Origin of the sequence: Nocardia xishanensis NBRC 101358, assembly GCF_001613365.1 — a bacterium.
Taxonomy (GTDB): Bacteria; Actinomycetota; Actinomycetes; order Mycobacteriales; family Mycobacteriaceae; genus Nocardia; species Nocardia xishanensis.
Window position 1 is genome coordinate 24473 of the sequence record NZ_BDCF01000030.1, and the last position, 12438, is coordinate 36910.

Genomic DNA, 12438 nt, shown 5'->3' on the forward strand with positions numbered 1-12438 from the left:
CCTCGTCACGGGGCACGGTCCGCCCCTTGTGGACGGTAGTGAGACGAAAACCCGGAGCACCGGACCCTTCGGCGCGGGGAGCCACGGCGCGCGGTTCGCCGCGCGGTACGACCCCACTCTCCGTGGACTCCATACCCCCATCATGGTCCGGCGTGCGCCGGCGCGCGGACGTGTATCGGACATATCGACCCCGCGCGCGAGTAACGATTCGGCAAACCTTCGGTGGGCAGCGACAGGTTCGGCGACGGGCCCGTGATGGCCTCGCCAGCCTGTCACACGCGCGCTAGCCTGCGGACGCCGGATCAGTCCAGCGGATCCGCCTCGTCGACCGGCTCCGCACTCCAGTCGGCCTGGGCCAGTTCGGCTTTCACCACGGTGAAGGCGGTGGACTGGCTGTAGCCGCGGCGGGCGAGCATGCCGACGAGGCGGCGAATGGCCTTGTCGCGGTCCAGATCCCGAGGCAGGGTGCGAAGTTTGCGGCGCACCAATTCGATGGCGCGGGACTGCTCGTCGTCGGAGCTGATCGCCTCCAGGGCGGGCGCGGCGTCCGCGGGCGCGACGCCTTTACGGCGCAGCTCCTGGGCGAGCGCCTGTTTGCCTTTGCCGGAGAAGGCGTGCCGGGAATGGACCCACTGTTCGGCGAAGGCCGCGTCATCGACCAGGCCGACCTCCGCGAGGCGGTCGAGGGCGCGGTCGGTGACCTCCGCGGTGAAACCCTTGGCGGCCAATCGCTGCGCCAGTTCGGCGCGGCTGCGGGCGCGGACGGCGAGCAGACGAAGACACGCCTCCTTCGCCTGCTCGACCGTCCCGCCTTCGGGGGTGCGTTCCGACGTCGACCGGCCGGTGCCCGCCTCCGCCTCCCGCGCATCCCCTGCGGATCCGGCCGCCACCGGATCCACCCGTCGCCCGTTCCGATCGGTCTCGACCGTCCGGGAGTCGTTGCGGCGGGGACTGTTCCGCCGCCCGCGCCGGGACGAGTGGGAGGGCCCGGTCGAGCCAGCCCGCTGCGGATCGGGCGTGCTCGACCGGGCTCCCAGGATGTCCGCGTCGGCCGAACCACCATCGGCCGACCGGACCGGTCCCGGTTCCCGTGCGCCGGGGCGGGGTCCGTGGCTTTCCACGGATCGCCCGTCGGCGGACAGGAGTTCGTGCAGCCGGCGCCGCATGTCGTGCACCGGATCGGGCCGCTCGGCGGCGGCTCGATCGGCACGGTGCGGCGGCCGACCCGAGGTGGACTCAGAAATCGGCGGGCACCTCGCCCGCGGCATCCGCGGTCACGTCGGCGCCGATACCGAGCTTCTCCTTGATCTTCTTCTCGATCTCGTCGCGCACGTCGGTGTTCTCCAGCAGGAACTTGCGGGCGTTCTCCTTGCCCTGGCCCAGCTGGTCGCCCTCGTAGGTGTACCAGGAGCCGGACTTGCGGATGAAGCCCTGCTCGACACCCATATCGATGAGCGAGCCCTCCTTGGAAATGCCGTGCCCGTACAGGATGTCGAACTCTGCCTGCTTGAACGGCGGCGAGACCTTGTTCTTGACGACCTTGACGCGGGTGCGGTTGCCGACCGCGTCGCTGCCGTCCTTGAGGGTCTCGATGCGGCGCACGTCCAGGCGCACCGAGGCGTAGAACTTCAGCGCCTTACCACCGGTGGTGGTCTCGGGCGAGCCGAACATGACGCCGATCTTCTCGCGCAGCTGGTTGATGAAGATGGCGGTGGTGCCGGAGTTGTTCAGCGCGCTGGTCATCTTGCGCAGCGCCTGGCTCATCAGGCGAGCCTGCAGACCGACGTGGCTGTCGCCCATCTCGCCCTCGATCTCCGCGCGCGGCACCAGGGCGGCGACGGAGTCGATGACGATGATGTCGATGGCGCCCGAGCGCACCAGCATGTCGGCGATCTCCAGCGCCTGCTCACCGGTGTCGGGCTGGGAGACGAGCAGCGCGTCGGTGTCGACGCCGAGCTTGCGGGCGTAATCGGGGTCGAGGGCGTGCTCGGCGTCGATGAACGCGGCGACGCCGCCCGCCGCCTGCGCGTTGGCCACCGCGTGCAGCGCGACGGTGGTCTTACCCGAGGACTCGGGGCCGTAGATCTCTACGACGCGGCCCCTCGGCAGACCGCCGATGCCGAGGGCGACGTCCAGCGCGATGGACCCGGTCGGAATCACCGAGATGGGCTGACGCGCCTCCTCGCCGAGCCGCATCACCGCGCCCTTGCCGAAGCTCTTCTCCACCTGGGCGAGGGCGAGCTCGAGCGCCTTGTCGCGGTCGTACGCCTGTGGTGCCATGTCGTTGGTCCCCTTTTCGACGGGTAAGTCTCTCGATCTGTGGTTGGCGCCCACATTAGAGGGCGGCACCGACAAGTTCTGACGACAAGACTAGACGAACAAGTGTTCGAGTCAAGCGACGCGCCCCGCGACACGCAGCGCTTCTTCCGCGACCAGCAATTTCCGCGCTACTCACGGGCGAGCATCGCCCGTTCCTAGCGCTGCGGCAGCACGGCGTCCTCCTCCGGACCGCGCGGACCGAAGATGCGCCGTTCCGATTCGGCGATCGGGACGTCGTTGATGCTGGCCTCGCGCCGCGACATCCGCCCGTCCGGCGCGAACTCCCACTGTTCGTTGCCGTAGCTGCGCCACCACCGGCCGGATTCGTCGTGCCATTCGTACTGGAAGCGCACGGCGATGCGGTTGCCGTCGAACGCCCACAGATCCTTGCGCAGCGCGTACCCGTTCTCCTTGGTCCACTTCCTGGTCAGGAAGTCGACGATGGCCGCGCGCCCGGTGAAGAACTCGTCGCGGTTGCGCCACACGGAATCCTCGGTGTAGGCGGCCGCGACGCGTTCGGGGTCGCGGGTGTTCCAGGCATGCTCGGCGGCACGCACTTTGGCCTCGGCGGAGGCGCGATCGAACGGCGGCAGTGGAGGTCGCATGGATTCATCCTTTCGATGCGGGGGTCAGGGGTTGACGGGTGACAGTTCCGGCGGGCTCCAGCGCAGCGGCCCCGCGTCCCGCCACACCACCTCGGTGACGGTGAAGTCGATCGAGCACTGCGCTCCCGTGGCGAACGTGTCCGCGTCCCAGTTCAGCTCGGCGGTGCCGGTGAGCTGGAGCGCGCCGCCGGTCGGCCAGTCCGAGATCAGCAGTCCGCAGTGCGGCCGCACCGCGAGATTGCCGAGCGTCATGAACATCGAGTTTCCGCGATAGTCGGGCCAGCGCAGCCGGGTCGGCGAAAGGACGCGCAGCACACCGGGATTCCCGCCGCGATGCGAGGCGTCGGCGTGCCCTTCGCCGTCGGCGCTGGCCACGAAGAAGGTGTCGGCGGACGCGACGATCGCCCGCTGCCGGGCGTCGAGCCCGGCGCCGCGACGCGCGTCGACCTGCGCGGCCTCGGGGTCGTTGGCCGTCACCCAGCGACGCGAGATGTATTTGGGACAGTTGGAGTACACCTGTTCGGTGACGATCCGCAGCCCGTCGTCGTGCGGGCGCGCGGTCCCGTTGACCCGCATGCGCCTGCGCCGCACCGGTTCCAGCGCGATCATGCCGACCCGAGCCGGACGCGTCAGCGCCTCGGCCAGCGGGTCGCTCGCGGCGGGCCGCGCGTCGACGGCGATCGTCCCTGGGTCGACGGCGTGCACGAATCCGGGCCGCCCGACCAGCGGGCTCGCCCACAACCGCCCGGTGGCATCGGCGGCGGCGAGCACCACCATCGGCTGCGCGGCGAGGAAATCCGCGGCGACCGAGGGAAGGTCGCGGCGGATCATCCGGCCGACCTTCGCGGCGATGTCCGCCTGCCCCATGCGCCGCTGCACGGCGAGTTCGCCCGAGTGGTAGAGCGCCATCTCGAAACTCCGCAGACTCAGAAGAATCCGCAGGTGGGGGCGGCTCCGCTGGGCGCGGGCGCGGATTCCGCCCCGGTGGGCGCGTAGACCTCGAGCCGGATGCCGTCGGGATCGGTGAAGAAGATGCCGCCGGAGGACACCCCTTCGCCGTGCGCGACCACGCCGTCGTGCACGAAACGCACGGACAACTCGCGCAGCACCGATTCCACCGCGCGCACCTGCTCGATGTCCTCGACCTGGAACGAAAGGTGATGCAGTCCGGGCGTTTCGGTGGAGAAGGCGCCGTCGGACTGTTCCCACAGGGTGATCACCAGCTTGCCGTCCGCGCCGAGGAACGCCCACCTGCGCTCCGCCGCATCGCCCGCGGCGAGTTGTTCGAAGCCGAGGGCGCGCCGGTAGAAGTCCACCGAGCGGTCCAGATCCGAGACGTTCAGCCCGACGTGCCCGGTCGCGAGCTGGGGTGCGGTCACCGTGGTCATGATATTGCCCTCCTGGAATCGTAAACCGCTTTTGGATGTTTCAACGGTTAGAACTTAATCCGGCGCGGTCCCTCGCGTCAACCATTGATCTTTAATTGATCGGTTAGAACGGCGGTGGTTGTCCTGACTCCCCGACACGGCTCGTTACCCTCAGGCATGCTCGATCCACGCCCCCACGTCGGTGAACCGCTGGCGCTCGATCTGCTGAACACACGGTGGATCGAGAACGGACCGCAGGATCTGCTGACGGACGTGGCGGGCCTGCGCGTCTGGCTGACCGCCGCGGGCCTGGCCGATCGAGCGCAGGCCGACGAGCGGACGCTGGCCGCGGTGCTCACCGCGCGCAGCGCGATCGACGACGCCGTCCAGCACGGCGCGCACGGTGCGCTCAACGACGTGCTCGAACACGGCAGGATCAAACGCCGCCTGACCGACGACGGCCCGCAGGACGTGCCCGACATCGCCGATCCTGCCTGGCTGCCCGGTTGGCTGGCGGCGGAGAACCTGCTGGGACTGATCGCCAAGGCGCCGGACCGGATTCGCCAGTGCGCGCATCCGCAGTGCGTGCTGTTCTTCTACGACACGTCCAAGAACGGCACCCGCCGCTGGCACTCCATGGCCACCTGCGGCAACCGCACCAAGGCGGCGAGGCACTACGGCAAGAAGACCTGAGCGGTCCGAGGACGCCGAAAGGCCCGGCTCTAGAAGAGTTCGTCGAGCAGCCGGTAGTAGTCCAGCCGCCGCCGATCCGGCGCGTCGAGCCCGTACGCGGCGAAGAAAGCGCGCACCTCACCGTCGCCGAAATCCTCGCGCAAATCACGTTCGGCCAGGGCCAGGTCACGGTAGCGATCCGCGACGCCGAGGCCGCCGACATCGAGCAGGATGCCGTTCTCCAGCACATTCGGCGGCGTGAAATCGCCGTGCGCCACCACCAGGTCCTCGGTCTCCGGACGCTGGGCGAGCAACCGGTCGAAGACCTGCTCGGGGCCGAGGCCCGCGTTGTCGTCGTCGAAATCGTCCTGGTCGACCAGTTCCTCGAGCACGTGTCTGCGCGCCTGCGCCAGCACGGTGTCGAGCCTGCCGTCGAACGGGCATTCCGCGACGGGCAGCGCGTGCAGCCGCCGCAGCAGCTCGCCCATGACCGCGCCGATCGATGGCGACGCCGCCGCGGCGGTGCCCTCCCGCGCGGCCAGGCTCGGCGCGCCCGCGTCGCCGAGCACGAGCACGTCCTCGGCGAACGCGGCCACCTCCGGCACCCGGATTCCCCTGGCGCGCAACCAGTTCAGGCGATCGTGTTCGGCGGTCGCGCGCGGGCCCCGCTTGACCCAGTAGGCGCCGTTCACCAGGGCGACGCCGCCGCTGAGACCCTCGTGCTCGTCCGAGAACTCCGGGTTCGCGCCGACCACCGCCACCACGGCGGGCGGCAGCGGGATCGGCAACTCGTCGAGGCCGTCCAGCGCGGTGCGGGTGGATTCGATCAGCTCGATGTCGCCCTCGGCGACCCGCAGCCGCAGCGCCTCGTTGAGCAGCTCGCGGGCCTCGTCGAGACGGCCCTGTTCGGCCAGCGCCTTGCCGAGGTGCTGGGCGGCGAACGACAGGGCCTCGGCATCGCTGCCGCGGGCGGCCTCGACGGCTCGGCGATAGAGGATCTCGGCGGTCGGCGCGTCACCGCGATACCGGTACACATCGGCCAGGTTGATCCAGACCGAGAGGCGCTGACGCGATTCGCGAGCCAGCTCGAGTGCCCGATCCAGGTGATCGAGCGCCTCCTCGTGGCGGCCGAGCAGCATCAGTTCGAGACCGGTCTGCCGGAAGCTCGCGAAATCGTCCGGACGAGCCTGTGCCACGCGGACGGCCAGCGCCTCCGGGTCTACGGGGACCATGCGCAGTCGCTCGTCGAATCGGTACGGCCTGCGCTCGGCCACCGGATCGGGGGCGGTCACCACCGCACCTTCGGCACGTCGAAGTCGGCGCAGAGCGCGCGCCACACATCCCGCGGGTCGACCCCGGCCTCGATGGCGGCGGCGCCGGTCCGGCCGCCGAGGGAGGGGATCACGTGGTCGGTCAGCAGCGCGTCACCGCGCGCCACTCCGAATTCGGTATGCAACAGCTCCTGGAACTCAGTCAACCGCACCGTATTCAAGATACTCCGGTCCCCGCGGGTGCACGGAGGTACTCCTACGGGGCGTGCACGCCCTCGCGCACCCGATGGCACAGCTCCACCGGGTCGGCGACCTCCGCGATGCTCATGGACGCTTCCTCGGCGGCGGCGGTGTAGCGCGGGTGGTCGAGCACGGCGAGCACCGCGTCGCGCACCGATTCGACGGTCAGCGGACGCACCACGATCGAACTGCCTTGGCGGGCCGCGCGATTGGCCAGTTCCCACTGGTCGCCGCCGCCAGGCACGGTGACGACGGGGACTCCGGCGAGCAGCGACTTGGCCAGCAATCCGTGCCCGCCGCCGCCGACCACGACGGCCGCGTGGCCGAGCAGCTCGTCCTGGCGGCCGAGTCCCGCGGTGGCCCAGGACGGGAGCCCGGTCGGCGGCGTGTCGATCATGGAGACGGCAACCCGGACACCGGCGCCGTCGAGCGCCTCGAGCACGGTCTCGACCATGCCGGTGACGCCGGTGTGCGCGGTGGACGGCGCGACCATGACCAGCGGACCGTCGCCAGGCGGCGGCGCGAGGATGTCGTCGGTGGGCTCCCACAGCAGCGGGCCGACCAGGTGCGCGTTGTCCGGCCAGTCGGGGCGCGGCACCTCCAGCGCGGGCAGGGTGGCCAGCAGGCGGGCGGCCGGGCCGGGATCGGCGGCGGGCAGCCCGACGCTCGCGCGGGCCTTCTCCCGTTGACGCAGGCCGTTGCGGATCGCCCGCGCCGTCATGGCGCGCAGCATCCGGTCGCGCAGTTCGCCACGCAGGCCTTCGCCCACCGCGAGTCCGCTGCCGATCGGCGGCAGCCCCTTCGACGGCAGGTAGAGCGGGTGCGGCGAGAGCTCGACCCAGGGCACCCCCAGCCGCTCGGCGGCCATGCCGCCGCCCGCGGTGAGCACGTCGGAGACCACCAGCTCCGGCAGCATCGCGCTCAGATCGGGCAGGATCTCGGTCGAGATGTGCGCGGCGCGCTCGTGGATGCGCCTGCCCGCGTCTCCGTCGTCGTCGACGGCGCGCGGCGCCAGACCCTTGAGTCTGCGCACCGGGATACCCGCGTCCTTCGCGGAGTCGAACCAGCGAGGCCCGGTGAACAGCACCGGCTCGTCGCCCGCGGCCAGGAACCGCTCGCACAGCGCCAACGCCGGAAAGGCATGTCCCGGATCGGGACCGGCAACGACGGCAACACGCATCTGCCCAGCCTGCCACACCGGCCTCACGAACCGACGGCGCCCGCCCTGAGTTGGCAGGCACGGCCTCGGCGTTCACCGCGCCGCCATCGGCGCGCAATCCGCGTGACCGGTGCGGAAGGCATTCCGGTCCAGACCATTTCGACGGTTCGGGGCGGGACCGGACGCACGAAGGGAGCGCTGCGGTGCCTGTCACCAAACGCTATCTCGCGCGGCGCTCGCCCTGCGCCGCGCCGACGACGCGGGAAAGGTCGTCGACCTGATCGAGCGCGTCGCGGTGCGGGGAGGCCGACGCTGAAGGAACCGCCTCGCACCGGCTTTTCCCCACGGCGCGAGCCGGATTCGCTCAGCCGAAGTAGTACAGCTCGAATCCCACCGCTCGTTCGGCAGGAAAACCTTCCTTGGGGCCGGTGGCCATGTCGACGATGGCTTTCACCTGGTCGGCGAGCGGCTCGGAGCTGAGCACCTCCAGGTAGCGGCGGTGTTCGGCCAGGGAGGCGGCGGCCTGCTCGACGGTGGCGGTGACATCGACCGCGTGCGTCGCGACCGGTCCGACGACCGCGGCCCAGCGCGGCGACCAAGGCGGCAGATCGGCCAGCTCCGGGAAGATCCATTCGTTGCCCGCGTCGGAAACGGCGTCCAGTCCGGCCCGGCCGACGGCGCGGTGGTCGGCGCTGTTGGCGTAGCCGGGTGCCCAGGTGTCGCCGAAGTTGAACAGCACCAGCATCTCCGGACGGTGCCTGCGGATCGCGGCGGCCAGGTCGCGGCGCAGCTCGAGGCTCTCCCGCACCCGCCCGTCCGGGTAACCGAGGAACTCCACCTGCTCGACGCCGACCACCTTCGCCGAAGCGATCTCCTCGGACTGGCGCAGCGGCCCGGCCTCGGCGGGCGGCATGCCGGCGATGCCCGCTTCGCCGCTGGTGACGAGCACGTAGCGAATGTCCTTGCCCTGCCCCGTCCACCGCGCGACGGCCGCCGCGGCCCCGTACTCGATGTCGTCGGGGTGCGCGACGATCACCAGGCCGCGCTGCCAGTCTTCGGGAACCTGCTCCATGGCACCCATTGAAACACCCGAGATCCGCACCGGCGCAAACGCGCAACCGCGCCCGAAAACGGCCAGGAACCGGGTCCGGGTGGCCGGCTCGGCCTGCACTGCTGTAGACACTGTGGCCATGACGAAGCTCACACGCGCCGCCGCCGTCCTCGGTCTTGCGCTCATCGCACTCATCAGCCCCGGGCCGCTGACCGCGGCCCCCGCCAAAGCCGACCCGCTACCCCGCGTGTTCTTGGATGTGTCCGTGGCCGGCATCCCCACCGGCCGCATCGTCATCGAGCTGCGTTCGGACGTGGTGCCGGAGACCGCGGAGAACTTCCGCGCGCTGGCCACCGGCGAACAGGGCTTCGGTTACAAGGGTTCGACTTTCCACCGCGTGATCCCCGGCTTCATGGCGCAGGGCGGCGATTTCACCAACGGTGACGGCACCGGCGGCAAGAGCATCTACGGTCCGGCGTTCCGCGACGAGAACTTCCAGCTGACCCACGCCACTCCCGGCACGGTCAGCATGGCGAACCGCGGGCCGGGCACCAACGGCTCGCAGTTCTTCATCACCATGACGGACACCCCGTGGCTGGACGGCAAGCATGTCGTGTTCGGCTCCGTCGTCGAGGGCATGGACGTGGTGCACGCGATCGAGCAGGTCGGCTCGCCTTCCGGCACGCCGGGCCGCAAGGTCGTGATCGACAACAGCGGACAGCTCTGACCGCGTAAACGACAGCGGGCCGTGCGTCGTCCTTCCGGATGACGCACGGCCCGTTCGCTTTTCGTGCTACAGCTTGCTGACCGTCGAGTTGTCCGATCCGGACACCGCCTTGTACAGCAGGTACAGGCCGAACACGACCGCGCTGATCACCAGAATCGGGAACAGCCCTTTGATCAGCGCACCGATGATGGCGAGCGCGATCCAGACGACCGCGACGACACCGATGATCTTCCACAGCATTTCCAGCCTCCATGAGGTCTCTTCCGAATCGCCGTCCGGCGATCCGATATCTCCATGCTGGCAGCCCAAGCACGAGAAATCACCAGGTCAGCGGCGATATCCGGGTACAAATCAGGGTTCACCCCGAGTATTCGGGGGGCGCCAGGAGGCTATCGAGGCAGACCGGGCGGCGGCGGGGAGACCGCGATGGTGGGACGGTCGGCGACCTCGGTCAGCGCCTGCGCCCAGCCGTCGAGACGATCCGCAGCGTGCCGCAATTCCGCGACGATGCCGTCGAATCGGTGTGCCACGACGGCGGTTTCGGGCACCGCGAGAACGCGGCTCGCGGCCGCGACGACCAGCTCGTATTCGGCGATACCTGATTCCAGCCTGGTCAGCGCGAATCGCAGATTGTCGGTGAGGGAGGCGGTCGCCTCGGGATTGGTCCGCCCGACCACGGCGGCGGCGCGCTCCAGCTGGACGATGTCGGCGGCGAGGGCGTGCAGCGCGGCGGCTCCCGATGCGGCCGTTTCGACCATTTCGGTGAACTCCTCGGCGGGCAACCGGTGCGAAGCGGCGATCTGCACGGCGAGCCCGTGCATCGCCCGTTCGGCCTGCACCAGCCGGGCGATCGGGACGCGGGCGGCCGAGCGCATCGGCGGCTGTTTGCGCGGCAGGAAAGCGGCCTGCGGCAACGGGGATCGGCGCAGCCGCAGATAGCGCCGCGCGCTGAGCGCGGTCCCGGTCACGAACGCGACCGCGCCGCCGCCGAGCACGACCACCGCCCAGGCGGGCGCGGAGACGACGACGAGACCGACGGCGCCCACGGTCGTCAGCCCGGAGACGGTACCGAGCTGATAGCTGCGCCGCCGGGCGCGGCGGCGCTTACGAAGTTCCCGCTCGCGCGGGTCGGCCCAGCGGCGCACCGCGACGAGCGCGTGTTCGCCCATGTCGCGCAGCGTGTCCGGCCCCATGTTCGACACAGCCTGCGGCACGCCGAACGGGGACTGCGCAGGCGCCGCCGGAACGCCGGTCTTCAGGGGAATTCGCTTGCGACTCATGCGCTTTCCTCACACCGTTCGAGCCGGATGACAGTCGGGACCCGCGCGGGTCGACGAGGGCGCGCCGCGTCCGCGGGGCGTGCCGAGGACGCCCCTCGGCGCTGCACGGTCTCGCGCGTGCCCGCGTCCTTCACCGCACCGGTCCTTGCCTGCATCGAGCCGTTACTGCTGGGCGGCCTGGCCCTTGTTCATCTGCGGCTGCGCCGGATTCGCCTGCGTCCGATCGGCATTGATGGCGGGCTGGCCGCCGCCCGCGGGCAGCGCGTCGCCGCGCATGGAGGCGCGGATCTGCTCGAGCTTGCTGTGGCCCGCCATCTGAATGCTGGCCTGCTGCACCTCGAGCATGCGGCCCTGCACCGAGTTCTGCGCGAGTTCCGCGGCGCCGAGCGCGTTGGCGTAGCGGCGCTCGATCTTCTCGCGGACCGCGTCCAGGCTCGGGGTGGTGCCGGGAGCCGACAGCGTCGAGTCCATCTGCTGCAGCGACGCGGAGACCTGCTCCTGCATCTTGGCCTGCTCCAGCTGGCTGAGCAGCTTGGTGCGCTCGGCGACCTTCTGCTGCAACAACATCGCGTTCTGCTCGACCGCCTTCTTGGCCTGCGCGGCGGCCTGCAGCGACTGGTCGTGCAGCACCTTGAGGTCCTCGACGGACTGCTCGGCGGTGACCAGCTGGGCGGCGAACGCCTCGGCGGCGTTGGTGTACTGGATCGCCTTCTCGGTGTCGCCCGCGGCGGTGGCCTGGTCGGCGAGCAGGACGGCCTGGCGCGCGTTGGCGTTGAGCTTCTCGACCTCGTCGAGCTGACGGTTCAGCTTCATCTCCAGCTGACGCTGGTTGCCGATGACCGAAGCGGCCTGCTGCGAGAGGGCCTGGTGCTGGCGCTGAGCTTCCTCGATAGCCTGCTGAATCTGCACCTTCGGATCCGCGTGCTCCTCGATCTTGGAATCGAAGAGGGCCATCATGTATTTCCAGGCCTTGACGAACGGATTAGCCATCGATTGATCCCGCCTCCATCTGATGTACCGCTTGACGCGGCCCGGGTACACGACCCTCGTGCACCCGCTTGTGCCTATCCTCCACCATGCGGCACCTGGACCGGGGCGACCCGGCCCAACCGACGCCTACTACAGAATCTATCCGTTTTCGGCGTCGGCCCGCAGCGTTGCCCGCGGCTGGGCGTCCGGTCTTCTGTTGTCAGTTGCTCTTCACCAGGACCAGCATGTCGGCCTTCGGCGCCGGAATCACGATTCGGGTGTCCTCGGCGATCTGCGGCCGGACAGCCGACATGCTCGCGGACGCCGGAGCCATCGCGGGCTCCTGTGCCGGGGCGACCTCGGCGGATTCCGCGGCGGCGGCCGTCTGCTCGGCCTCTCCCGCGGGGGTCGCTGCGGCCTGCGCGGCCTCGCCGGCCGGAACACCGTCGACGCCGGCCATGATCGTGCTCACATCCCATAAGACCCGTGACAATGGCACGTCGAGTGCGGCGCATATCGCGGCGAGCAGCTCGCTCGACGCCTCCTTGCGACCCCGCTCGACCTCCGAGAGATACCCCAGGCTCACGCGCGCCGAGGTGGACACTTCACGCAAGGTCCGGTGCTGGGCAAGACGTGCACGCCGCAGACTGTCCCCGATCGCCTCTCGCAGCAGCGTCATCTCGATCTCCTTCGCTCCGAACACCGGGCGCCGCTTCGCGCAGTCGCCCTGGCGCGCACCGTTCTTTCTGGCACAACGTCCCGGGGCGGCCCATTGGTT

15 protein-coding genes are annotated in these 12438 nt (G+C 70.1%); 2 read left to right on the top strand and 13 right to left on the bottom strand.

Annotation, left to right across the window (positions count from 1 at the left end; all coding sequences use genetic code 11):
• Positions 1–302 precede the first annotated feature (302 nt).
• The 5 genes from recX to NX1_RS22145 all read right to left on the bottom strand — a co-directional run bounded on the left by recX (position 303) and on the right by NX1_RS22145 (position 4312).
• Positions 303–890 (bottom strand): recombination regulator RecX, encoded by a 588-nt coding sequence (gene recX / locus NX1_RS22125; protein WP_084501668.1) that lies wholly within the window; start codon positions 888–890, stop codon positions 303–305.
• A gap of 346 nt (positions 891–1236) precedes the next feature.
• Complete coding sequence (recA, locus tag NX1_RS22130; protein ID WP_067782568.1) at positions 1237–2280, bottom strand: recombinase RecA; 1044 nt, start codon at positions 2278–2280, stop codon at positions 1237–1239.
• Between the two features lie 194 nt (positions 2281–2474).
• A complete protein-coding gene (locus NX1_RS22135; protein ID WP_068062794.1) occupies positions 2475–2924 on the bottom strand; it encodes a nuclear transport factor 2 family protein in 450 nt (149 codons plus the stop codon).
• 24 nt (positions 2925–2948) lie between these two features.
• On the bottom strand, positions 2949–3833 hold the full coding sequence (locus tag NX1_RS22140; protein WP_068062797.1) for a pyridoxamine 5'-phosphate oxidase family protein: 885 nt from the start codon (positions 3831–3833) through the stop codon (positions 2949–2951).
• A gap of 17 nt (positions 3834–3850) precedes the next feature.
• Positions 3851–4312: a VOC family protein gene (locus tag NX1_RS22145; RefSeq protein WP_068062802.1), complete on the bottom strand. Its 462-nt coding sequence runs from the start codon at positions 4310–4312 to the stop codon at positions 3851–3853.
• A 156-nt stretch (positions 4313–4468) separates the two neighbouring features.
• On the opposite strand from NX1_RS22145, the gene NX1_RS22150 reads away from it, so the two are divergent.
• Positions 4469–4984 (top strand): CGNR zinc finger domain-containing protein, encoded by a 516-nt coding sequence (locus NX1_RS22150; protein WP_068062805.1) that lies wholly within the window; start codon positions 4469–4471, stop codon positions 4982–4984.
• A gap of 29 nt (positions 4985–5013) precedes the next feature.
• Here NX1_RS22150 and NX1_RS22155 read toward each other — a convergent pair whose 3' ends face one another.
• The 4 genes from NX1_RS22155 to NX1_RS22170 all read right to left on the bottom strand — a co-directional run bounded on the left by NX1_RS22155 (position 5014) and on the right by NX1_RS22170 (position 8705).
• Positions 5014–6255, bottom strand: a complete 1242-nt coding sequence (locus NX1_RS22155; RefSeq protein ID WP_245668625.1) for a phosphotransferase — start codon at positions 6253–6255, stop codon at positions 5014–5016.
• Complete coding sequence (locus NX1_RS22160) at positions 6252–6446, bottom strand: DUF3046 domain-containing protein (RefSeq protein ID WP_067782853.1); 195 nt, start codon at positions 6444–6446, stop codon at positions 6252–6254. Before NX1_RS22160 ends, NX1_RS22155 begins: the two co-directional genes overlap by 4 nt.
• A 44-nt stretch (positions 6447–6490) precedes the next feature.
• Positions 6491–7654 carry a glycosyltransferase gene (locus NX1_RS22165; RefSeq protein WP_068062807.1) on the bottom strand — a complete coding sequence of 388 codons (1164 nt, stop codon included), beginning with the start codon at positions 7652–7654 and terminating at the stop codon, positions 6491–6493.
• A gap of 343 nt (positions 7655–7997) precedes the next feature.
• On the bottom strand, positions 7998–8705 hold the full coding sequence (locus tag NX1_RS22170) for a PIG-L deacetylase family protein (RefSeq protein ID WP_068062948.1): 708 nt from the start codon (positions 8703–8705) through the stop codon (positions 7998–8000).
• 118 nt (positions 8706–8823) lie between these two features.
• Here NX1_RS22170 and NX1_RS22175 point away from each other — a divergent pair, with 118 nt between their 5' ends.
• Positions 8824–9411, top strand: a complete 588-nt coding sequence (locus tag NX1_RS22175) for a peptidylprolyl isomerase (RefSeq protein ID WP_084501660.1) — start codon at positions 8824–8826, stop codon at positions 9409–9411.
• A 66-nt stretch (positions 9412–9477) separates the two neighbouring features.
• On the opposite strand, the gene NX1_RS36985 is transcribed toward NX1_RS22175, so the two are convergent.
• The 4 genes from NX1_RS36985 to NX1_RS22190 all read right to left on the bottom strand — a co-directional run bounded on the left by NX1_RS36985 (position 9478) and on the right by NX1_RS22190 (position 12339).
• Positions 9478–9651: a hypothetical protein gene (locus NX1_RS36985; RefSeq protein ID WP_169810825.1), complete on the bottom strand. Its 174-nt coding sequence runs from the start codon at positions 9649–9651 to the stop codon at positions 9478–9480.
• A 149-nt stretch (positions 9652–9800) separates the two neighbouring features.
• Complete coding sequence (gene pspM / locus NX1_RS22180; RefSeq protein ID WP_084501661.1) at positions 9801–10691, bottom strand: phage shock envelope stress response protein PspM; 891 nt, start codon at positions 10689–10691, stop codon at positions 9801–9803.
• A gap of 162 nt (positions 10692–10853) precedes the next feature.
• On the bottom strand, positions 10854–11681 hold the full coding sequence (gene pspA, locus NX1_RS22185; RefSeq protein WP_068062809.1) for a phage shock protein PspA: 828 nt from the start codon (positions 11679–11681) through the stop codon (positions 10854–10856).
• Between the two features lie 199 nt (positions 11682–11880).
• Positions 11881–12339, bottom strand: a complete 459-nt coding sequence (locus NX1_RS22190) for a helix-turn-helix domain-containing protein (RefSeq protein ID WP_068062952.1) — start codon at positions 12337–12339, stop codon at positions 11881–11883.
• Positions 12340–12438: the final 99 nt, after the last annotated feature.

Bases quoted from the DNA above. Each gene is read 5' to 3' on its own strand.
- recA (WP_067782568.1), bottom strand. From the start codon at position 2,280: ATGGCACCACAGGCGTACGACCGCGACAAGGCGCTCGAGCTCGCCCTC.
- NX1_RS22135 (WP_068062794.1), bottom strand. From the start codon at position 2,924: ATGCGACCTCCACTGCCGCCGTTCGATCGCGCCTCCGCCGAGGCCAAA.
- NX1_RS22140 (WP_068062797.1), bottom strand. From the start codon at position 3,833: ATGGCGCTCTACCACTCGGGCGAACTCGCCGTGCAGCGGCGCATGGGG.
- NX1_RS22145 (WP_068062802.1), bottom strand. From the start codon at position 4,312: ATGACCACGGTGACCGCACCCCAGCTCGCGACCGGGCACGTCGGGCTG.
- NX1_RS22150 (WP_068062805.1), top strand. From the start codon at position 4,469: ATGCTCGATCCACGCCCCCACGTCGGTGAACCGCTGGCGCTCGATCTG.
- NX1_RS22165 (WP_068062807.1), bottom strand. From the start codon at position 7,654: ATGCGTGTTGCCGTCGTTGCCGGTCCCGATCCGGGACATGCCTTTCCG.
- NX1_RS22170 (WP_068062948.1), bottom strand. From the start codon at position 8,705: ATGGAGCAGGTTCCCGAAGACTGGCAGCGCGGCCTGGTGATCGTCGCG.
- NX1_RS22175 (WP_084501660.1), top strand. From the start codon at position 8,824: ATGACGAAGCTCACACGCGCCGCCGCCGTCCTCGGTCTTGCGCTCATC.
- NX1_RS36985 (WP_169810825.1), bottom strand. From the start codon at position 9,651: ATGCTGTGGAAGATCATCGGTGTCGTCGCGGTCGTCTGGATCGCGCTC.
- pspM (WP_084501661.1), bottom strand. From the start codon at position 10,691: ATGAGTCGCAAGCGAATTCCCCTGAAGACCGGCGTTCCGGCGGCGCCT.
- pspA (WP_068062809.1), bottom strand. From the start codon at position 11,681: ATGGCTAATCCGTTCGTCAAGGCCTGGAAATACATGATGGCCCTCTTC.
- NX1_RS22190 (WP_068062952.1), bottom strand. From the start codon at position 12,339: ATGACGCTGCTGCGAGAGGCGATCGGGGACAGTCTGCGGCGTGCACGT.